Origin of the sequence: Rheinheimera lutimaris, from assembly GCF_013283795.1 — a bacterium.
Lineage (GTDB): Bacteria > Pseudomonadota > Gammaproteobacteria > Enterobacterales > Alteromonadaceae > Alishewanella > Alishewanella lutimaris.
The window spans coordinates 68,645-89,247 of the sequence record NZ_JABSOD010000011.1 but is presented as its reverse complement, the minus strand read 5'-3'; the positions used below and the strand labels follow the sequence as shown (position 1 = coordinate 89,247).

Here is a 20,603-nt window from a genome sequence, read left to right as displayed (position 1 = left end):
AAAGACAAGATGATGTGAAATCAAACAGCAGGAGAGCCAAGATGGCCTATAACTATAATAGTGATACACAGCACAAGTTTAGCCGTACCTTACTTAAACCCAGCCTTATAGCTTTAGCCATCAGCAGCTGCTTTGCCGGTGCTGCATTAGCACAGGAACAAGCCAAAGACGCCGAAGCTGACGTAAAACTGGAGCGGATTGAAGTAACCGCGCGCCGTACCATTGAAAACCTGCAGGAAGTACCGGTAGCGGTAACCTCAATTGGTGCCGCCGATCTTGCTGAGCGTGGTATTTCAACCGTGGTGGAAATTCAGCAATTCTCGCCCAATACTACCTTGCAGCAAAGCCGCGGCACTAACTCAACCTTAACGGCGTTTATTCGCGGCGTGGGCCAGGAAGATCCATTGTGGGGTTATGAGCCCGGCGTGGGTATTTATATTGATGATGTATACGTAGCGCGGCCACAAGGCGCGGTGCTGGACATCCTGAATGTTGAGCGTATTGAAGTATTGCGCGGTCCGCAAGGCACGCTGTACGGTAAAAACACTATAGGCGGCGCGGTTAAATACGTTACCAAAGAAATGAGTGGTGATACGGAGTTTGCGGTAAACCTGACGGCCGGATCCTATAAACAGGGTGATATTAAAGCCACCGGCCAAATCCCGTTAATTGATAACAAACTTTATCTCGGTTTTGGTTATGCCAACTTACAGCGTGACGGCTACGGTAAATTTTTAACGTCGGCATTGGATGGTCAGGACGGTGAAAACTACAACAAAGATATGCAGGCCTTTCGTCTGACGCTGGAATACCGGCCTTCAGACGATCTGTTTTTCCGCGTAAATTACGATAAAACAGATGATAAATCTAACGCCAAAGGCGGCTATCGTTTATTGCCCAGCTTGTTAACGGATGCGCCGGTGCCGGACAGTGTGTTTGATTCTTACACCAGTTTACCGACGACAAACAAAGTCGAAACGGAAGGCTTAAGCCTTACAGCTAACTGGGATATTAACGACAACTGGACATTTAAATCTATTACCTCGCAGCGTGAGAGTTACTCACCGACCAATATCGATTTTGATAACACCTCGATCCGTATTTTTGACGTGCCGGCTATCTATGATGACGAGCAGTTTACCCAGGAGTTTCAGTTAAATTACCAAACTGACGGCTTTAAGATGGTATCGGGTGCCTACTACTACACCGCAGACTCTTGTGGTGTGTTTGATGCCATCCTGGAAGAGTTGGGTAAAACTGCTTTTGGTACGCCCGGTTTAACCCGCGAAGTAAGCGGCTGCAGCAACGGCGACAGCACTGCGCTGTATGCCCAGGGTAGCTATGATATTGACGATAAATGGTCGGTTACCGCAGGCTTGCGCTACACCAAAGATGAGAAAGATGCGGTGGTGCGTAACGGCTTAATTTTCGCTACGGTATATCCTGAATCCGGCTGGGTGCCGGGCTATGTGCGGCCGGATGGGTTAACCACCCCGGTAGTGCTGGATGACAGTGAAAGCTGGAGCAAACTGACGCCGAAAGTGGGTGTTGAATACCAACACAGCAACGATTTAATGCTGTTTGCCAGCTATGGCCAGGGTTTTAAATCCGGTACCTTTAACCCGCGGGCAACAGTTGCAGAACCGGCCGCAGACCCGGAAACTGTTGATTCATTTGAAATTGGTATGAAAAGCGACTGGAATGACCGCGTGCGGGTGAATGCCACGCTGTTTATGCTGGACCACAAAGACCGGCAGTATATCGCGGTGATCCCGGATGAAAACGATGCCTCTGCACTGAACCAGCGCCTGGGTAACGTAGGTCGCTCTGAGGCTACCGGTTTAGAGTTGGAAGTAACATGGAAAGCCAGCCGCGAACTGGAAATCTATGCCAACCTGGGGTTAATTGATGCCAAGTTTGAAGAGGCGGTAACCTTTGATCCTGTCGCCGGGGCGGTTGATATTTCAGATCGTTTCTCGGTAACTAATACGCCGGAAACGACCGGCACTGTTGGCTTCAGCTACAACACGCTAACCTCGTTCGGCGATGTAATAGTGAACGGTAATTACAGTTATCGCAGCAGCTATTCGCTGGTCGAATTGGACAACTTATTGACACAGGACAGCTATGGCTTGCTTAATCTGGGTGTAACCTGGTTTAGTAATGATGGCCACTGGAGCGTAGCGTTACATTGTAAAAACCTGACCGATGAAGAATATCTGGTAGGTAACTATGCCTTTATCGCACCGGATCCGGCTAACCCCGGCCAGTTTATTCCGGGTTTAGGCGGCGACAATACCTTGATAGGCTACTATGGCGCGCCACGCACGGTTAGCCTGAGTGTCGGTTATCGTTTCTGATTAACAAAACACTTGCCGGGGCGAAAGCCCCGGTTCATTATGGGCTAAAAGGCTCAGAACCGGATTTATGATTGCTCTAATTGCTGACGACCACCCGCTGTTTCGCGTAGCGTTATCCCAGGCTTGTGCCAACATTCTTGGCAGCGATGCCCTACTATTACAAGCACAAAGTATGCAACAACTGTGGCCTTTGCTGCGACAACACCCTGATACCAACTTTATCTTCCTTGATTTAAGGATGCCCGGCAGCGATGGCTTTACCGGCCTCAGTGCGCTGCGCACCGAATACCCTGATGTGCCGGTTATTATGGTGTCTGCCGAAGAAGATCCGGTGATTATTAAACAAGCCCTGACATTAGGTGCTTCAGCTTATATTCCGAAATCGGCGCCGCTGGAACTGTTGTCAGAAGCGATAGCGGCGGTATTAAACGGCGATAGCTGGCTGCCGCCGGCATTGGAAACCGATGTACGCAATGCTAAAGCCTTAATTGACGATGACTTTGCCGGCCGGTTGGAACAGCTGACACCGCAGCAGTTCCGCGTGTTAAAAATGATTGCTGATGGCCTGTTAAATAAACAAATTGCCTATGAGATGAATGTGCAGGAAACCACCGTGAAGCAACATGTCTCAGCCATCTTGCGCAAACTGAACGTCAACAACCGCACCTTAGCCGGTATTTTATTTGAAAAATTGAAACTGCCGCAGAGCCATTAACGTAGCAGGCGCTGAAATATTTGTTTCAGCGCGACCGGCTTTAACGGTTTAAGCAAGAAATAGTAACCGGCATTTAGTGCGCTTTCGCGGATGTCCTCACTATGATCTGCCGAATGGATAACCACCGGCACATTTACCGCGAAATGCGCCGCCAATTGGTTGGCGACTTCTATACCGGTTGCACCGTTATCCAGATGATAATCAAACAGCAGCAAATCGGGTTGCAGGCCCGCTTGTATGGCTTGCAAGACTTCAGCCGGCTGGCCGACAGCCGTGACGTCAACTTGCCAACTACGCAGCAATTCAGCCACGGCTGCACGCAGTTGCGGTTCATTATCCAGTAACAGTACTTTTTTCGCGGCAAAGCTGGCGTTAATGATGCCCGGCGCAGGCTGCAGTAATGCGGCTGCAGGTTGCTGTGCCAATGGCAAGGTAACACTAAAACAGCTGCCTTTGCCGGCAACGGAATGCACCGCCAGATGGTGTTGCAAAATACCGCTGATGCGCCGCGCTATCGCCAAACCCAGACCAAGGCCCTTTTGGTCTTGCTGCTCACCTTGCTGGAATTCTTCAAAAATACGTTGTTGATCTTGCCTGGCAATACCGACACCGGTATCCATTACGCAAATTTGTACATCGCTGCCGCGCCGTTTTACTGCCAGTACCACTTTGCCGCTATGGGTATAGCGAATGGCATTTGCCAGCAGGTTTTGGATTACGCGTTTGAGCAGTTTACGGTCAGTCATTACCGCCAGCTTCACCGGCAGATAGTGAAAAACAAGGCCTTTTTCCGTGGCCAGTGCGGCGGCATCCCCGGCAATGTCGTCCAATACCAGCCTTAAGCTGACGGCTTGCGGTTGCGCACTTATTACGCCGGAGTCCAGCTTAGTCAGCTCCAATATTGCCGCCAGCAATTCTTCAGCAGAGTTAAGTGAGTTGATCACATTTTGGCTTAGCTGTTTTAACGCCGGCTCGCTTTGTTGGTCGCGCAATAACCCGGCGAATAAGGCGGCGGCATTAAACGGCTGCATTAAATCGTGGCTGGCCGCAGCAAAAAACCGGGTTTTGGCGCGGGTGCTGGCTTCTATCTCCTGCTGCGCCAGTTGCAGGCGGCCGTTTAATTGCTGCAGTGCCTGAGTGCGCTCGGTCACCCGTTGCTCCAGCTGTTGCTGCGTGTCGATAAAAGCGCTGATGTCACTGTAAGTAGTAACAAAACCGCCACCGGGCAGCGGATTACCCTGCATTTCCAGCACGCTGCCGTCTTGCTGGCGGCGCTGGAATTTATAAGCACTGCCTTGCTTTAAATAACTGAGCCGTTTTTGAATTTCGGCTTCAATGTCTTCGCTGTCTATCAGGCCGCGCTGCAGGTTAAAGCGGATCACGTCCGCCACCGGTTTACCCACTTCGACCAGGCCGGGCGGATAGCTGAACATATCAATATAACGCTGGTTCCACGCAATTAACCGCAGATCGGCGTCTACAACGCTGATGCCCTGGCTGATATTATCAATAGTAGAGCGCAGCAACGCCTGATTAAACTGGAACACCTGGCTGGCTTCATCGACAAAGCGGGCGACAGATTCCAGCGGCAGTGCGGCATGTTTACCACTGGCGTCCATAATCAGCCGCATTGAGGCACCACCTACCACTGCCGCCAGGCTGCGTTCAGCGGCCTGCAACAGATTGGCCGGTGCCAGTTGCTGCAGTTCATGCGGCTCTTTTAAATTGCGTTGTAACAGGCGGCGGGCTTCTTTTTCACCGGCAAAACGCTTAACCAGCAGGTAACAGTCCTGCACCGACAAATTCAGTGGCTGGCTGTGACGGCTGTTAACCTGCAACCGCAAAAAGCGGCCGCTCTCCAGCCATTCGCCAACACGGGTGGCACTGAAGCGGCTGACCAGCACCACCAACAGGCAATTCAGACTCAGGCTAATCAACACGCCAATACTGATCACATCGGCATTTAGCCCGAACAATTGCTGTGGCGCCAGCAGTTGCCAACCAAAAGGACCCTGGGTAAGCCAGCTGTTACTCATTATGCCGGCACGGCTTAGCTCCGGTAGCAAAATAATATAGGCCCAGGCAAAGGCACCACCACATAAGCCGGCAATAGCACCCTGACGGTTAATATTACGGCTGAGCAAACCAAGAATTAACGCCGGAGCTAACTGTGCCACCAGAGCAAACGCCATCAGGCCTAACTGTGCCAGACCGGTTTCGGTGCCAATCCAGCGGTAATAAATATAGCCGAGCGCCATCACCGTTAACATGGAAATGCGGCGCAGCGTAGAGACTTTAACCGGTTGTGGCGTGTCGGCATTACGCGCCGGTGTGCGGTATACCAGCGGCGCTAATAATTCGTTGGTGATCATAATACCCAGCACTACGGTGGCGACCACTACCATGCTGGTAGCAGCGGAAAATCCGCCCAAATAGGCCAGCAATGCAATATCGGTGCGCTGCGCTGCCAGCGGGATTTGCAGCACCACCAAATCAATATTGGCATCAGCGCCCAGCAGCATCACGCCGGCAAGCGCAAGCGGCAGGGTAGACATGCCCATCAACAATAAATACAGCGGGAAGATCCAGCGTGCGCTGCGTAAATGCCCCAGATGCTGGTTTTCCACAAAGGTAACGTGAAACTGCCGTGGCAAACACAAGGTAGCGGCAAAACCCAGCAACACATGCAGCCAGTAGGTGTGCGCCGGCAGCGCGGCTTGTTGCAGTTGTTGTACCGCCGGGTGCGTGGCAGCCTGGGTAAAAATCTGGCCGATGCCGTCATACATCCCCCAGAATACAAAGGCACTGATAGCCAGCAATGCCAGCAATTTTACCAGTGATTCAAAAGCGATGGCTGTCATCAGCCCGGGGTTGGGTTGGTGTGCTTTGGCGCTTTTACTGACAAACAACAGCGCAAACACCGCCATCCACAACGTTACGTAGAGCCCGGTGTCGGTATACCAATACTTGTCGGGGGCGCTGCTGACCAGGGTATTAATACTGGTAGACACGGCATGCAGTTGCAAGGCGATATAGGGGATCACCGACATCAACAGGATAAGGGTGGTAATAACCGCCAGTGCGCGCGAATGGCCAAACCGGGTAGCAATAAAGTCGGCGATAGAGGTAATGCGGTAGCGGCGACAGGCGATAGCGATGCGGGCGATCAGTTTAAAGCCAAACCAAAACAGCAGAAAAGAGCCGATATAGGTAGGTGGCATCCACCAGCCGTTTACCGCCGCCTGGGCGGTAACACCGTAAAAGGCCCATGAGGTGCAATAAATAGACAAAGCAAAGCTGAACACCCAGGGCGCCAGCGGATGTTTGCTGTTAATACGTTTGCCAAAATGGCCTACGCTAAACAGCACTAACAAATAAATAAGCGAAAGCGCAGCAATGGTGCCAAGCCCAATACTGCTGCCGTTTAACATCATAAGCTCAGGCGCTGTCATCTTAAGTCTGCGTAAGCTGATTGTGCCTGAGTTTCGGGCATGTCGCTAGCGGGCCGTCCAGCCGCCATCCAGCACCAGGGTTTGTGCGGTAATATGCCGCGCAGCATCACTGCAGAGAAAACCGGTAGTAGCGGCAATCTCGTCAACACCGATAAAGGCCTTTTGCGGCATCGGTGCCAGCATAATTTGTTCAATAACCTGTTGTTCTGTCAGGTTGTGCTCTTTTGCCTGTGCGGCAATTTGCTGCTCCACCAACGGCGTTTTAACGTACGCGGGGCACACCGTATTAATGGTAAAATTGATATCAGCGTTTTCCAGCGCCACCACTTTACTAAAGCCTAACAAGCCATGTTTTGCCGCGACATAAGCCGATTTAAACGGCGATGCCACCAGCGCATGAATAGAGCCGATATTGACAATACGGCCGAAATTGCGTGCACGCATGCCAGGCAGCATAGCGCGGCTTAGCATAGCCGGGCCGGTTAGCATAACATTGATAAGCTGCTGCCACTTCTCTGGCGGGAAATCTTCCAACCTGGCCACATGCTGGATACCGGCGTTATTTACCAGTACATCGGCCGGATACAGCGCGGCGCAGTTGGCCACCGATGCTGCGTCAGTAACATCCAGCACAATACCGGCGGCGTCAAAGCCCTGTTGCTGTAACTGCGCTACTTTGTCGTCAATGGCGCCCTGGTGTAAATCGGCAATAACCACCTTATGACCAAGTGCAGCAAAATGGCCGGCAATAGCAAAACCGATGCCACCGGTACCTCCGGTAATAACAACCTGCATAATCCTAATCCTGTTATTCACTGTATTGCTTATCATGCTAGAAGCAGCCACTGTACAGAGCAACGCTACTTTAGTGCTATAGCTGCGGTTTTCCGATTATTGCTGTATTTGGTTGCTGCACTATGGCCAAGTATTGAAAAAACCGGCTTATAGTTTTCTACTCCCAGTGCTTGTGGTACATTTTCGCCTTAACAATAAAAATAATTCGTACGCGGCAGCCATTTTTTCTATAAAAAGAATACGCTTTCAGGGGTTTAGTAAGATATTCAGTCAATATTGAGTATAAATACTAATTATCCTGCGTATGGCTAAGGTTGTTGCTTATAACAAGGTCTACACAGAGGATTTAGTATGTCAGTTCCTGACAATGCCAATGTTGCCGGTGACGGTAAACGCGGCTGGTTTACCCGTTTTCTTGATACGGTCGAGTTTCTTGGTAATTTACTGCCGCATCCGGTAACGCTGTTTGCCATGTTTGCCGTAGCAGTGGTGCTGGGCAGCGGTATTGCCGCTTACTTTGACGTCAGTGCGATAGACCCCAGACCGGAAGGCACTGCAGGGCGGGCCGCAGATGGTGTGATCCGTGTAGTCAATTTAGTCAGTGTTGATGGCTTGCAGCGCATAGTGTCAAACCTGGTCACTAACTTCACCAGCTTTCCGCCACTGGGCGTGGTGCTGGTGGCGCTGCTTGGTGTAAGCATCGCCGAGCATTCCGGACTGATTTCAGCCGCTATGCGTGGCCTGGTTATGGGCGCCTCAAAGCGCATGGTTACCGTGACCATTGTATTTGCCGGTATTATTTCTAACACGGCGTCAGAGCTGGGTTATGTGGTATTAATTCCGATGGCAGCGGTTATTTTTCACTCACTCGGCCGCCACCCGCTGGCTGGCTTAGCAGCTGCTTTTGCCGGTGTGTCCGGAGGTTACAGTGCGAACTTGTTTATCGGTACCGTTGACCCCTTGCTGGCCGGTTTTACCCAATCTGCTGCGAACCTGATTGATCCAAATTATACCGTTGGGCCGGAAGCAAACTGGTTCTTTATGATTATCAGTACGTTTTTTATTGCCGGTTTAGGAGCTTTTGTTACCGAGAAAATAGTAGAGCCTAAATTGGGCAAATACGATGTCAGTGAGGCGGCAATTGATTTAGGCAAGCCTGAGCTGGAAAAACTGAGCACAGAAGAAAAACGCGGTTTAAAAGCCGCAGGGCTGGCCTTTCTGGCGCTGGGTATTCTGTTGGCGCTCAGCGTGGTGCCACAGTGGGGGCCGCTACGCCATCCGGAAACGGGCTTAGTGGCGGGCTCGCCGTTTTTAAAAGGCATAGTGGTGTTTATTTTTATCACCTTTGCTATTCCGGGTTATATCTACGGCCGTGTTGTCGGCACGATGAAAACCGACCGTGATGTTATTAATGCCATGGCAAAAAGCATCAGCTCTATGGGCTTGTACATTGTATTAGTGTTCTTTGCCGCCCAGTTTGTTGCCTTTTTCGGTTGGTCTAATTTAGGCTCAATTTTGGCGGTAAACGGCGCTACCTTATTGCAGGACATTGGTTTAACCGGGCCGGGTTTATTCTTCTTCTTTATCGGCATGTGTGCTTTGGTTAATTTGTCTCTGGGTTCAGCTTCGGCACAGTGGGCCATTTTTGCACCTATTTTTGTGCCTATGCTGATGATTGTCGGCTATTCGCCCGAGGTAATACAGGCGGCTTACCGGATAGGTGATTCTGTCACTAACCTGATAACGCCGATGATGAGTTACTTTGGTTTAATCCTGGCGGTAGCCGCGCGTTATAAGAAAGACTTAGGCATTGGTACCCTTATTGCCACCATGTTGCCATATACCCTGGTGTTCTTTGTTGGCTGGACCCTGCTGTTTTACGTTTGGGTGTTTGTGTTGGGCTTGCCGGTGGGACCGGGTTCACCAACTTACTATCAGTTTGGTGGTTAAAGGCGTTCAGAACATAAAAAAAACCGCACACCAGTGCGGTTTTTTATGACTCGCTGACAGCGGTAGACTCACGCACTACCAGCTCAGGGATAAATACCGGCTGTTTGTCTGATAACGTCTTACTGGCATTGGGCTTGGTATGGCGAAACAGCAACTCTGCCGCTTGTTGCGCAATGGTAACGTTAGGCTGATGCGCCGTGGTAAGTGGCGGCCAGGTTTGGCGCGAAAACGGACTATTTTCAAAGCCGGCAATAGCCAGCTGCTGCGGAATAGCAATATTCATTAAGCGGGCGCTGAACAGGGCGCCGGCGGCAATTTCATCGTTACAGGCGAAAATAGCGCTGGGCTTTTTAGCCAATGCCATCAGCTGCTTGGCGCCTTGTACACCGGACTCAAACGAATAGCTGCCGGGTACAATAAATTTCGGGTTCGGCGCAATATTGCGCTTGGCAAGGGCGGCCTGATAACCGGCTAAACGCTCACCACTGGAGCTGTGCTCTTCATCACCGCATAAAAAAGCGATGTCGGTGTGGCCCAATTCCAGCAAGTGAGTGGTTATTTTAAACGCTGCGGTAAAGTCGTCTACCAACACGCAGTTGCTCAGTTTCGGCGATGGAGTTGAACCGGAAATGATCCGCACAAAATGTACCCCAATACTTTCTAATGCTGCGGCAATATGCGGCATTTCTGAAAATGGCGGTGTTAATACCAGCCCCGCCAGCCTTGATTGTTGCACTAAGTCTATTACTTCCTGCACTATGTCGGGCGATTTGGCGTTGGTGGGGTGGATCAGTAATTCATACCCATGCTTACGGCAGGCATCCAGTAAACCACGCTGCATATCAATGACATAATAAGCATTCGGGTTGTCGTATATATAACCGATACTGAATGAACGACTACTGGCCAAATTACGCGCCGCCGCATTCGGCTGATATTGCAGCTCGTTAATGGCCGCCATAACTTTGTCACAGGTATCTTTACGCACCGACGGTTCGTTATTCATAACCCTGGACACCGTTTTAATGGAAACGCCGGCGTGGCGGGCTACATCATTAATGGTAACTTTCATGGCGTTTCCCGGACTCCCGAAAATGGTTTTCATGACGATAATAGCGCTTTCATTATTAGATCTTTAGCATGGAAATGACAGCGCTGGTCATTAATTAGATCAAATCGAACTAATGGATACCCTTTTTTTGACCAAACGGCAAATACTAATTGCAGAAATAAGCAGCTATTTATACAACCTGTATAAAGCTGGCTATAAGCTTATGAATTTTGTTGTTGATATATAATAATATTTTTCAGTTTTGACTGTCATAAACAACCTGCAGTGTAGCTGTTGCAATGGTTACGGTCTGCAGTACATACACAGTAGCGTTTTACAATATTCGTCTAAAATTTCGTCGTATTTGGTTTGCAAAGGTAATTTTTTTTGTGTATGTTAAATTTCAATGACAGCGTTGTCATTAAGGTGTCCGGGAAATAAGACAACAATATTACAGAACAGGAACGGGAGAAGCATATGCAGCACAATAAAATAAATAAATGTGCCTTAGCAGTGAAACTGAGTTTGTTAGTGGGAAGTGCCGCATTAACGATGCCAGCCTTTGCTGCTGACGAAGCAGCAAAAGAAGAGCAAGTGGAAGTGATTCAGGTGCGTGGTATCCGCGCATCACAAGAGGCTAATTTAAATGCCAAGCGTTTTTCCGGTGCAGTGGTGGATGTGGTAACCGCTGAAGATATCGGTAAGTTCCCGGATAAAAACGTGGCTGAATCTTTGTCGCGTATTACCGGGGTATCGGTTACCCGTGGTTTTGGCGAGGGCGAAAAAATTGCGGTGCGCGGCACTGACCCTGCACAAAACCGCACACTGCTTAATGGCGCTTCAGTTGCATCGGCCGATTGGTTTGTGCTGGATAACCCGTCACGGGCGTTTAACTTTACCTTGTTGCCGTCAAACGTGGTATCCGATTTAGAAGTCTATAAAACGCCGCAGGCAGATATTCAGGAAGGCTCTTTAGGTGGTACGGTTTATTTGAAAACCCGCAAACCACTCGATCTGGATGCAAACACGGTGTCATTGCAGGTGCAAGGGCAGTACAGTGATGTGTCTGAGGAGTGGGATCCACAATTGTCCGGACTTTATTCATGGAAAAATGATGCTGATACATTCGGTGTTTTGGTATCACTGACCCAGCAAGAGCGTTCGTTAGCACGTAAAGGCAAAGAAGTACTGGGGTTTGGCCGGCAAGAAGTGGATGGTGAAGAATATTGGGCGCCGCGCATTATTGGTGATGCTTTTTTCCAGCAACAGCGTAAACGCACAACGGCGTTAGTTACTGCACAGTGGCAGCCTTCGGATCAAACCGATGTAGTGCTGAACGTGCTTGATACTAAGCTAGATGCCGATAATATTAACCACAACCTTTATACTTTTTTTAACAGCGGCTTTGTAGAAAGTTCTGCGGTGCTTTCCGGCAGTGGAATTGTTGCCGGTCAGGCAAATAATACCAGCTCAGAGTTTGCTGTGATTGACCGTGTATCCTACAGCGATGCTAAATCTTACGATTTGGAAATTAATCATACACTGAACAATGGTGTCACTGTTACCGGCAAGTTGGGTACCACTGAAGCTGAAGGCGGTACTTCACGTGATCGCTATCATCAGTTTAACGGTGCTTACGTTAACTCAAGCTATGATTCAGGGTTGAATTTAAGTAACTATGTTACTGCGGGTAATTTAGAAACTTTCTCTGATATTCAGAACCGTGATCTCTCTTATATTCAAGAGGGGGCACGCTTAATGAATGACGAGGAGACTTATGCCGGACTGGATTTTGCGTTTGAGTTGGATAAAGGCATTTTTAACCGCTTAAAAACCGGTGTACTGTTTCAGGATCATGATAAAGGACAGCGCCAGACAGGTACGCGTTTCCATTGGCTGGCAGACTCTCAGCATATTGATCCGGCAAATGGTCCTTATGGTGAAGTGAGAGCCGGCGACGGTAACTGGTTGGGCTCTTTGGCAGGCTTGAAGTTTTCAGATGTTCATGACGGCAGCAACTATGCTTATTATCCGTTAATGAGCAGCGCAAACTCAGCATCTACTGTATTCCCCGCGGCAGCGTATAACAGCCCGACTACAGAGTTTTTGTTTCTACCCAATACCTGGGAAGTAAATGAAAAAATTTCCGCCGCTTATGTTAAAGCTGATTTTTCCGGCGAATCAGTACGCGGTGATATCGGCGTGCGGGTGGTAAAAACCGATGTATCATCTGCAGGTTACAGCTGGACCGGAGATTGGGTTGCAGCTTCTATTGATATGGTGGGAGGTTATGATTTACTGGCAGATGCTGTAGAGCCCGGCCGTGATGGTGATTGGGGGGTGGCTTACAATTCCCTGAAGCACAGTTATACCGATGTACTGCCGAACATTAACCTGGTATTCGATGTATCCGAAGACAGCCTGGTGCGATTCTCTGCTGCCAGAGTGATGTCCAGGCCAGATTATGTCAACATTGCTAACCAGCAGTCGGTGAACATTCCTACCCGCACAGGTAGTCGTGGTAATCCATTTTTGGAGCCCGTGCGCGCCAACCAATTTGATATTGGTTACGAGTGGTATTTTAATGCCAGCTCTTTAATTGCTTTTACATTCTTCCATAAAGATATTCAGGGTTCTGTACTTAACTCTGTTACCCGGGAAATGGCGTTTGACGAGATTAATAATGAACAGGTTGAAGTTACCATTACTGAACCGAAAAATGGTTTAGGCGGTCGGGTCCAAGGTTTGGAGGTGTCTTATCAGCAAGCTTTTGGTGATTTTGGTTTGATCACTAACTATACCTACACTGACGCTGAGAGCGAGCAAGAACGTGACGCGGTAAATAACCCCGGCTCTGGCTTGATTGCCGGTAATTCGCGTCATATGGCTAACCTGACCGGTTACTTTGAGAATGATAGCTTCAGTGCACGTTTAAGCTATAACTACCGTACTGAGTTTTTCAATGGCGTAGGTGAGTTTGGTAATGAAGTGTATACAGATGACTTTGGTCAACTGGATGCCAGCGTAACGTATAATTTCAGTGAAACCGTGTCTTTTGTGGTAGAGGCGGTGAACCTGATGGATGAAGACTTGTATCAGTATCATATTGATAAAGCGCGCCCTGCATCACTTTATGAAAACGGTCGCCGCTTTACCGCTGGGGTAAATATCCGTTTTTAAAACATAGGATTAAATTACTCAATTAAGAAAGGAAAGCCATTGGCTTTCCTTTTTTGCTATATATTCCGACTGTATTCCCACAGTAAGCAGGTTTTTACTTAAGGCTACCGACTGACGGAGTAGTATGGTTTGAGGTTTTGCTGTTAGTGGCAATATGTGAAGCGTCAATATCTGCGCGCTCGCCCACCAGTTTTGCGCCCCAGCGTCGCAGTTGCTCAAAACCCAATAAACAAATGCCTACTGCCAGGGTGGATAACAGCATACCGCTGAGGCCCAGACTGGCGCGCTCGGAGTGCATGGTCCAGAAAAACTGTAGTACACATAAAAACGCCACGACTAACAGCGTGGGTTTGCGGCCAATTAACGCTACAATAAATACGCCGAGCGGCGCGCCAAGTGCTACTACCGGCGCGGCGGCCAGCCAGTTTTCAAATACGCCCGGTTGCATACCGGTGGTAAGGTTTTTTACGATCACGCCAAGCACAGAGGTGAACGCCATTATGATCACTGAGGTAGGAATGGCGATTTTTAAGTCTGTACGGCACAGCAACACCAGGGCGGTATACAGCACCATATCAATACCCACGCCGGTAACCGATGCCACTGCAGCGCCTGCCAGCAAACCAATCCAGCAGCCGACTTTAAAATCCCACTTCTCGTTAAATTCGGTCATACCGTTGTGGCCGGCAATTTCATTTACACGATACAGATGCAGAATGCCGAAACTGGCCCACACTATGGCAAACACCAGCTTGATCCATAAACCCGGAATATAAGGGGCTATTAACCAGATGCCCAGCGGCGTGCCGATTAAGCTGCCCAGCATGGCACCTTTAAGCATGGCCCACGCAATGGGCTGGCGCCGTGCCAGAATAAAAATGCTGGCGCTGGTCATGCCGATGGCCTGCACGGCAAAGCTGAAATCACGCCCCAGAGTGGCGGGCAACTCAAACAGTAATACCAGCACCGGAAAGCCTACGGTACCACCGCCCATTGGCGTAGAGCCGGCGGCATAGCTGCCAATTGCCATTGCCACGGCAATTGGCCAGTGTGCTTTAGCTTGCGGCCAGTAGCCCAAGCCAATAACCAGATACAGCCAGACGGCATAAAAGCCGGCCAGCCAGAGTAACCACACCCACAAATGTTGCTTCAGTTTTTGCTGCATTTATACGGTCTGCGCCGGTTTAACTCGATGCTTTGTTATATCGGTTTTTGTACGGTTTTACCAGTGATGAAGCGATGCGCAGTGCGAATAGCGTAAAATAGCAAGGTTGAATAATGGCGGCGTTAAAGTGGATTTTCTATAAAAAACTGAAGGCAGATAATCTATTAGCGAATATGCTCTGGTTTGCCTTAGTGCTGCTGTTGATCCTGCCGCCGACTTAGCGCATGATAAGGCCGCACTGCTGATGGCATTCAGGGGATCCAACATTAATACCGTCAGCACTTCTCACATTAATGACTAAAATAAAGAGCAGTTTTATGACTTCAACGCCAAAGATTGTGCCGTTAAACAAGGAACAGCACGCAGATACAAAAATTAATAACAACAACGCCTTTTCTCATATCAGCAGCGAGCACATGTTGCCGGTTGTGGTACATGAATTTGTGGTAGCAGGTGCTGAGTTTCCTATCGTGTTCGTTAAAAACGGCGAAAACAACACTTATCAGCCGGTGGTAATGTTGGGGCTGTCAGCCAAACAAAACCTGTTTATGCAGGATGACAAATGGCAGGCGTTATATGTACCGCGTGCAGTGCGTAACTACCCACTGGTATTGGTGCAGGATAAAGCTGAAAGCGAGCGTTTATTGGTAGCGCTGGATGAATCTTCAGAGCGTGTTGGCCAGACAGAAGGCAATGCGTTGTTTAATGCCGACGGTGCTGAGAGCGAGTTTTTAACCCATCGTAAGCAACAGATGGCTGAGTATCTTGAGTTGGGACAAATTACGCGTAATTTTGTTGCTAAGCTGCAAGAGCTTGAACTGATAAAAGAGCAGGTATTAACGTTAAATGTAAACGGTGAAGAGCGCCGTATTAACGGTATTCATCTGTTGGATGAGAAGAAGCTGAACGAGCTTAGCGATGAGGTATTTGTTGAGCTGCGTAAAAATGGCTTCCTGACAGCCATTTATGCGCATCTGATGTCATTGCAACATACACAAAAGTTAGTGAAAAAGATCGCTGACGCCAGTTAAGTGTTGCAGCAGGTAACAGCACCGGCTGTTACCTGCTATCTTGTTAGTGCCCGCTGTTTGTTACTTCCACTATTCTGCTTTGTACAGCCTGATACCGGCTGCGTAACCATACTACTTTTTCCTCTGTCGCCAGCGGGGCTTTATACGGCTGCCAGCTAACGCCGTTATCTGTACTGAATTCGGTATATAAACCAGGTATGGCATTGTTCACGCTAATGCCGGCGGCGGTGTGTATGGAGCCGGGTGGTGGCAGATAAAAACTGCTGCCGTTGGCTGTCAGCCTGGCAAACTCTGTCTTATTGAGTCTGCTGGCAAAGCTATACCAATCTTGTTGTCGCTGTCGCAGAGCTTGTTGCGGATTGTTGTTTTGCTCCCACGCGGCTTTGTGCCAGGCACGTTCGGCCAGCGCCAGCATTCTGGGGTAGAGCATCTGTTCCAGCTGCTCTGCGGTGCGGATGGTTTCGCTCCACAGCTGGCCCTGAATGCCGAGAATATTTTGTGGTTGTTGCAGAGACGGCATTTCGCGGCCTACCAGGGCTTCAAGGTCATTGATTGCAGCGCCATTTCGGGTCGTGTCAGCATTGGCATACAGGTTATCCGGCATAAAACCGAATACTTTATCGATGCTGCTGAAACGGGTTGCCCAGTAATAGCCGCGCTCGAGTGGGTGGGCTTCGTGCGGATGATCAAAGTACAGGTGCGTGCCCGGCGACAGCACTACCTGATAACCATTATTGGCCAGCCGGTAAGCACGGTCGGCGACACCCCATTCCCAGATATTGTCCCAGGCATGGGCAATCACCTTGTTATTGGCAAACTGTGTGCGGTTAAAGGTGTGTTGTTGGTCGTACATCAGGCCGTCTTCCCAGCCTGCCAGATCCAGACCGCGGCGGTGGGTAATCTCTGCTACGCGGCTGACAAACCAGGGTTTTAAATCGGCAACACCGGCGATGCCGTTGTCCGGGGCGGCAAACAATTGCTGGCAGGCCGGTGAACCCAACCAGGAGCCCTGCGCTACCTCATCGCCACCCATATGAAAAATTTGCAGCTTTACTCCGGCACTGCGGTACATTTGTTGTAACTCATACACCACTTTTTCGACAAAGGCATAAGTAGACTCCAGGCAGACATTGGCCGAGCTGTCGTTATAATTTTGCACGCTAAGGTAGCGCGATGTGTCTGCCGGATCAGAAAGTAAATATTGCGCCGCGGCTTGTGGCTGCCCCAGGGCCTGCAACCGGTTGTAGCGTGCTTTCATCGCGACTATGGCGGCACGGGCGTGGCCAGGCAGGTCAATTTCAGGAATAACTTCAATATGCCGCGCAGCAGCGTATTGTAATATCTCAATAAAATCAGCAGTACTGTAGTAGCCGTTGCCTGAGCCGCTGCTGTGTGGCCCGGTACCCAGTTGGGTAAGCAAACATTGTTGTTCGGTTAAATCAAAGCAGCGGTTGGCGCCGATAGCTGTCAGCTCGGGTAAGCCCGGAATTTCCAGCCGCCAGCCTTCATCTTCGGTTAAATGCAGGTGCAGCTTATTCAGCTTATAGCGCGCCATATTGTCTATCAGGCGTAAGGTGACATCTTTGCCGTGAAAATTGCGCGCCATATCATAATGCATACCACGCCAGGAGGCGCGCGGCTGATCTGTTATCTTACCCTGCGGCAGCTGAATGCCGAGGTCTGTTTGCTGCGCCAGTGCCAGCAACGATTGCACAGCGTAAAAAGCGCCGGCATTGTCTTTACCAATCAGCTTGATCTGTTTGTCGGCTATGTCCAACTGATAGCCTTCTGCCGTTAGCGGCATAGTGGCATCGACACTTAAGCGGATTTGCGGGGCGCTGACGTTGCTGCTGACAGCGCTCTGCAGAGACAGGCCTGACAGTTGTAGTTGCTGCTGCAAATATGCCGCTTCGCTGGTTAAACGCCCGCTATAACTAATCTGCCAGTTGCTGCTGAGTGTTAGCCGGCGCTTACTGAATTTCGCCTGCAGTGGCGTAGGAATAATCCGCTGTGCGATCTCAGTATCGTTGCTGTGGGCGTTAAGTTCAGCATTATTGACAAACCGGCTTGCAGCGTTTGTTATCGGCACCAGATCGGCGGTACCACTGTTGCGCAATTGCTGTTGTGCGGTGTTGATAGGGGCAACAAAGCGGTTTAGCTGTTCGGTATCGGTATTGGCAAATACCGCCGGTGTCAGCCCGGTGGCGGTGATAAAGGCGCGTGGCATAAAGTCACTGTAGCTAACCACCCAGGGCGCGGAGCTGTAAGTTAATTGCAACTGCTGGCCGGGTGCTAAGCCGGCAAAATCGTGTTCGGGGCTCAGGCGGTGCAGATCGCCCTGTACATGCTGCAGCACCAAGCCTTGCTGCTGTGTAGTGTCGATACGGCGGATAGAGTGAAAGTAAATTTGCCAGTCTGACTTACCGCCCGGCAGGGTGTAAGCAGAGCCGTTGTGCAGGGTAATGGCAGCATTAAAACGTGACGGCTCTGTCAGTTGATTAGACAAGACACTGAATATCAGGCTGCTGTCGTTGGCAAAACCGGCCAATTGTTGTTGGGTAAATGACGTTTTAGCCATGGCCGGTTGACAACAGAGTGCCAACATCAGACAACACAGTACCCGTAGTAATGGCATAATATAGTTCCCCTTTATTTTGGCCGGTGCTGTGGTTGTAGCGCCGTGCCGGCACAGTAACCTGCTGCCTTGTGGTTTTATTCTTCAGCTTAACAGCTCAGATATCTTTGCTAAACTACTGATTAAAATCTTATTTATTTATGTGTCTGTCGCAAAGTAGCAAAATGTCCGTTTGTTTTTTAAACAAGACACTTGTTATTTGTCAGAATTATTATATGCTGATTTTAAAAAATGACAACGCTGTCAATTTAGCTGGTTGTTGATTTAATCTACAGCGCAGCATTGACCACTTCGCAGTTGGCCAGAGTAGCCGGCTGCATTACTTGTGACGAGGTTATAGGGATGAATGCAATGCTGAAGGCCGATACGCCTTTGTATTTGGGGATAGACGGCGGTGGCAGCAAATGCCGCGCAGTTATTGTATCGTCAGATCAGCAAATTTTAGGCGAAGGCTTGTCCGGCCCTGCTAATCCACTGCGTGGTATGAAAGTCGCGACCGACTCTATTTTAAGCGCAACACAGCAAGCATTAACCTGCGCGGGGCTGGCATTTAACGATATGTCGCGGTTGGTGGCCGGTGCTGGCCTGGCCGGGGTTAATGTGCCACAGTATTTTCAGCTGTTTTCTGATTGGCAGCACCCGTTTAAAACATTGCACCTGACCAGTGATTTACATATCGCTTGTATGGGGGCGCATCAGGGCGGCGATGGCGCTGTTATTATTGTCGGGACCGGCTCTTGTGGTTTGGCTGATGTGAATGGCCAACTGATAGAGTTAGGTGGCCATGGTTTCCCTTACGGGGATAACGGCAGCGGCGCCTGGTTTGGTATGCAGTTGTTGCACAAGGTGTTGTTAAGTTTAGATAAGTTAGCGCCACAAACCATGCTGGCTGATTTACTGTTGCAAGAGCTTGCAGCTGCCAACGCTATGGAGCTGGTCGCGCATTTTATGCATGCTACGCCGACGACCTATGCTAAATTTGCGCCTTTGGTATTTGTTGCGGCTGAGGCCGGCGATGAAACCGCACTGCAACTGGTGCAGCAGGGCGCCGGTTTTATTGCCGACATTGCCAACCGCTTACTGAGTATTCAACCGCCGCGGTTATCTTTTATTGGCGGCCTGGCGCACAAATTGTTACCGTATTTACCCGCACAAATTCAACAACAGGTTACTCCGGCACTGCAAACGCCGGAGCTCGGAGCTGTTTGGTACGCCCGTTCGCGCAATCAAACGCAATCTATCGCTATGTCGTTATAGGTAAGAAGTAATGAGCAACAGTATTATGGCGCTTGAAGCCACAGAAGCCCCGCAACGTATTGCCGAACAACTGGCTGCTAACGCGGCAATGGTTGAGCAGGTGGTGGCGCAGATCCGCCAGCGCGCACCGAAATTTGTTTATATGGTAGGGCGCGGCTCGTCTGATCACGCCGGGGTATTTGCCAAGTATTTAATTGAAATTGAGGTGGGTTTGCCGGTTGCGGCAGCGGCACCTTCTATTGCCAGTGTGTATAACAAGTCACTGCAACTGGCCGATGCGCTGGTGCTGGTGATTTCGCAGTCCGGCCGCAGTCCGGATATCCTGGCTCAGGTAGAAATGGCCAAACGCAGTGGCGCCATGGTAGTGGCGTTGGTAAACGATACCACCTCGCCTTTAGCGGAGCTGGCGCACTATACGTTACCGTTGCACGTTGGGGCAGAAAAAGCCGTGGCGGCGACAAAAAGTTATCTGGCGACCTTAAGTGCCATCTTGCAACTGGTATCGGTGTGGTCCGGTAATCAGGCATTGCAGCAGGCGGTGCAACAATTACCGCAAAGCTTAACCGCTGCTATAGCGTTGCCGCAGCAGCTTACAGCGCAAGCACTGGAGCGGGTAGCACATCTGGTCGTGTTGGGCCGCGGCTTGGGTTACGCCATTTCGCGTGAAATTGCACTGAAGCTAAAAGAAGTGTGCGGTATTCATGCCGAGGCGTTTTCCAGTGCGGAGTTTTTGCACGGTCCGGTAACCCTGGTAAAAAATCAGTTTGCTATTGTTGATGTCAGCATCAGCGATGAAAGTATCAATGCGCATCGCGGCCAGGTTGAAGATGTACGCAGTCGTGGCGCTGCCATCGTGCAGTTGCATCACAACGACATCGTTGCACATCCACGGGTGTTGCCGTTGTTGGTATTGCAACGGTTTTATCTGGATGTTGAAGTGGTGGCCCGCAGCCGTGGCATTGACCCGGATGCGCCTCCTGGCCTGAACAAAGTGACTAAAACGCTATAACAC

12 protein-coding genes are annotated in these 20,603 nt (G+C 50.0%); 7 read left to right on the top strand and 5 right to left on the bottom strand.

Annotated elements, in window-relative coordinates; translation table 11 throughout:
* Positions 1 to 41 precede the first annotated feature (41 nt).
* Positions 42 to 2,360 (top strand): TonB-dependent receptor, encoded by a 2,319-nt coding sequence (locus tag HRH59_RS12310; RefSeq protein ID WP_173501567.1) that lies wholly within the window; start codon positions 42 to 44, stop codon positions 2,358 to 2,360.
* Positions 2,361 to 2,427: 67 nt separating this feature from the next.
* Entirely contained in the window at positions 2,428 to 3,075 is a 648-nt protein-coding gene (locus HRH59_RS12305) for a response regulator (protein ID WP_173501566.1), read from the top strand.
* Here HRH59_RS12305 and HRH59_RS12300 read toward each other — a convergent pair.
* Positions 3,072 to 6,527, bottom strand: a complete 3,456-nt coding sequence (locus HRH59_RS12300; protein ID WP_231702488.1) for a hybrid sensor histidine kinase/response regulator — start codon at positions 6,525 to 6,527, stop codon at positions 3,072 to 3,074. The two genes, HRH59_RS12305 and HRH59_RS12300, sit on opposite strands and share 4 nt — an antisense overlap.
* Positions 6,528 to 6,572: 45 nt before the next feature.
* Complete coding sequence (locus HRH59_RS12295) at positions 6,573 to 7,322, bottom strand: 3-hydroxybutyrate dehydrogenase (RefSeq protein ID WP_173501565.1); 750 nt, start codon at positions 7,320 to 7,322, stop codon at positions 6,573 to 6,575.
* A gap of 351 nt (positions 7,323 to 7,673) precedes the next feature.
* Here HRH59_RS12295 and HRH59_RS12290 point away from each other — a divergent pair, with 351 nt between their 5' ends.
* Positions 7,674 to 9,272 (top strand): AbgT family transporter, encoded by a 1,599-nt coding sequence (locus HRH59_RS12290; RefSeq protein ID WP_173501564.1) that lies wholly within the window; start codon positions 7,674 to 7,676, stop codon positions 9,270 to 9,272.
* 43 nt (positions 9,273 to 9,315) lie between these two features.
* Here HRH59_RS12290 and HRH59_RS12285 read toward each other — a convergent pair whose 3' ends face one another.
* Positions 9,316 to 10,344: a LacI family DNA-binding transcriptional regulator gene (locus HRH59_RS12285; RefSeq protein WP_173501563.1), complete on the bottom strand. Its 1,029-nt coding sequence runs from the start codon at positions 10,342 to 10,344 to the stop codon at positions 9,316 to 9,318.
* A 456-nt stretch (positions 10,345 to 10,800) separates the two neighbouring features.
* Between HRH59_RS12285 and HRH59_RS12280 the strand changes: the two genes are divergently transcribed.
* Positions 10,801 to 13,503: a TonB-dependent receptor gene (locus tag HRH59_RS12280; RefSeq protein WP_173501562.1), complete on the top strand. Its 2,703-nt coding sequence runs from the start codon at positions 10,801 to 10,803 to the stop codon at positions 13,501 to 13,503.
* A gap of 94 nt (positions 13,504 to 13,597) precedes the next feature.
* Here the strand turns inward: HRH59_RS12280 and HRH59_RS12275 are convergent, their stop codons facing one another.
* Entirely contained in the window at positions 13,598 to 14,668 is a 1,071-nt protein-coding gene (locus HRH59_RS12275) for a sulfite exporter TauE/SafE family protein (RefSeq protein WP_173501561.1), read from the bottom strand.
* A gap of 317 nt (positions 14,669 to 14,985) precedes the next feature.
* Between HRH59_RS12275 and HRH59_RS12270 the strand changes: the two genes are divergently transcribed.
* Complete coding sequence (locus HRH59_RS12270) at positions 14,986 to 15,699, top strand: SapC family protein (RefSeq protein WP_173501560.1); 714 nt, start codon at positions 14,986 to 14,988, stop codon at positions 15,697 to 15,699.
* 43 nt (positions 15,700 to 15,742) lie between these two features.
* Here HRH59_RS12270 and HRH59_RS12265 read toward each other — a convergent pair whose 3' ends face one another.
* The gene (locus HRH59_RS12265) at positions 15,743 to 18,334 is read right to left on the bottom strand and encodes a family 20 glycosylhydrolase (RefSeq protein ID WP_231702487.1); all 2,592 of its coding nucleotides are present in this window, start codon (positions 18,332 to 18,334) and stop codon (positions 15,743 to 15,745) included.
* Between the two features lie 351 nt (positions 18,335 to 18,685).
* Here HRH59_RS12265 and nagK point away from each other — a divergent pair, with 351 nt between their 5' ends.
* Both nagK and nagB-II read left to right on the top strand, forming a co-directional pair.
* Entirely contained in the window at positions 18,686 to 19,591 is a 906-nt protein-coding gene (gene nagK / locus HRH59_RS12260; RefSeq protein WP_231702486.1) for an N-acetylglucosamine kinase, read from the top strand.
* A 10-nt stretch (positions 19,592 to 19,601) separates the two neighbouring features.
* Complete coding sequence (gene nagB-II / locus HRH59_RS12255; protein WP_173501558.1) at positions 19,602 to 20,600, top strand: glucosamine-6-phosphate deaminase NagB-II; 999 nt, start codon at positions 19,602 to 19,604, stop codon at positions 20,598 to 20,600.
* Positions 20,601 to 20,603: the final 3 nt, after the last annotated feature.

What these genes read in the sequence shown, in the direction of transcription:
- HRH59_RS12310 (WP_173501567.1), top strand. Translation starts at nt 42, where the DNA reads ATGGCCTATAACTATAATAGTGATACACAGCACAAGTTTAGCCGTACC.
- HRH59_RS12305 (WP_173501566.1), top strand. Translation starts at nt 2,428, where the DNA reads ATGATTGCTCTAATTGCTGACGACCACCCGCTGTTTCGCGTAGCGTTA.
- HRH59_RS12300 (WP_231702488.1), bottom strand. Translation starts at nt 6,527, where the DNA reads ATGACAGCGCCTGAGCTTATGATGTTAAACGGCAGCAGTATTGGGCTT.
- HRH59_RS12295 (WP_173501565.1), bottom strand. Translation starts at nt 7,322, where the DNA reads ATGCAGGTTGTTATTACCGGAGGTACCGGTGGCATCGGTTTTGCTATT.
- HRH59_RS12290 (WP_173501564.1), top strand. Translation starts at nt 7,674, where the DNA reads ATGTCAGTTCCTGACAATGCCAATGTTGCCGGTGACGGTAAACGCGGC.
- HRH59_RS12285 (WP_173501563.1), bottom strand. Translation starts at nt 10,344, where the DNA reads ATGAAAGTTACCATTAATGATGTAGCCCGCCACGCCGGCGTTTCCATT.
- HRH59_RS12280 (WP_173501562.1), top strand. Translation starts at nt 10,801, where the DNA reads ATGCAGCACAATAAAATAAATAAATGTGCCTTAGCAGTGAAACTGAGT.
- HRH59_RS12275 (WP_173501561.1), bottom strand. Translation starts at nt 14,668, where the DNA reads ATGCAGCAAAAACTGAAGCAACATTTGTGGGTGTGGTTACTCTGGCTG.
- HRH59_RS12270 (WP_173501560.1), top strand. Translation starts at nt 14,986, where the DNA reads ATGACTTCAACGCCAAAGATTGTGCCGTTAAACAAGGAACAGCACGCA.
- HRH59_RS12265 (WP_231702487.1), bottom strand. Translation starts at nt 18,334, where the DNA reads ATGCCATTACTACGGGTACTGTGTTGTCTGATGTTGGCACTCTGTTGT.
- nagK (WP_231702486.1), top strand. Translation starts at nt 18,686, where the DNA reads ATGCTGAAGGCCGATACGCCTTTGTATTTGGGGATAGACGGCGGTGGC.
- nagB-II (WP_173501558.1), top strand. Translation starts at nt 19,602, where the DNA reads ATGAGCAACAGTATTATGGCGCTTGAAGCCACAGAAGCCCCGCAACGT.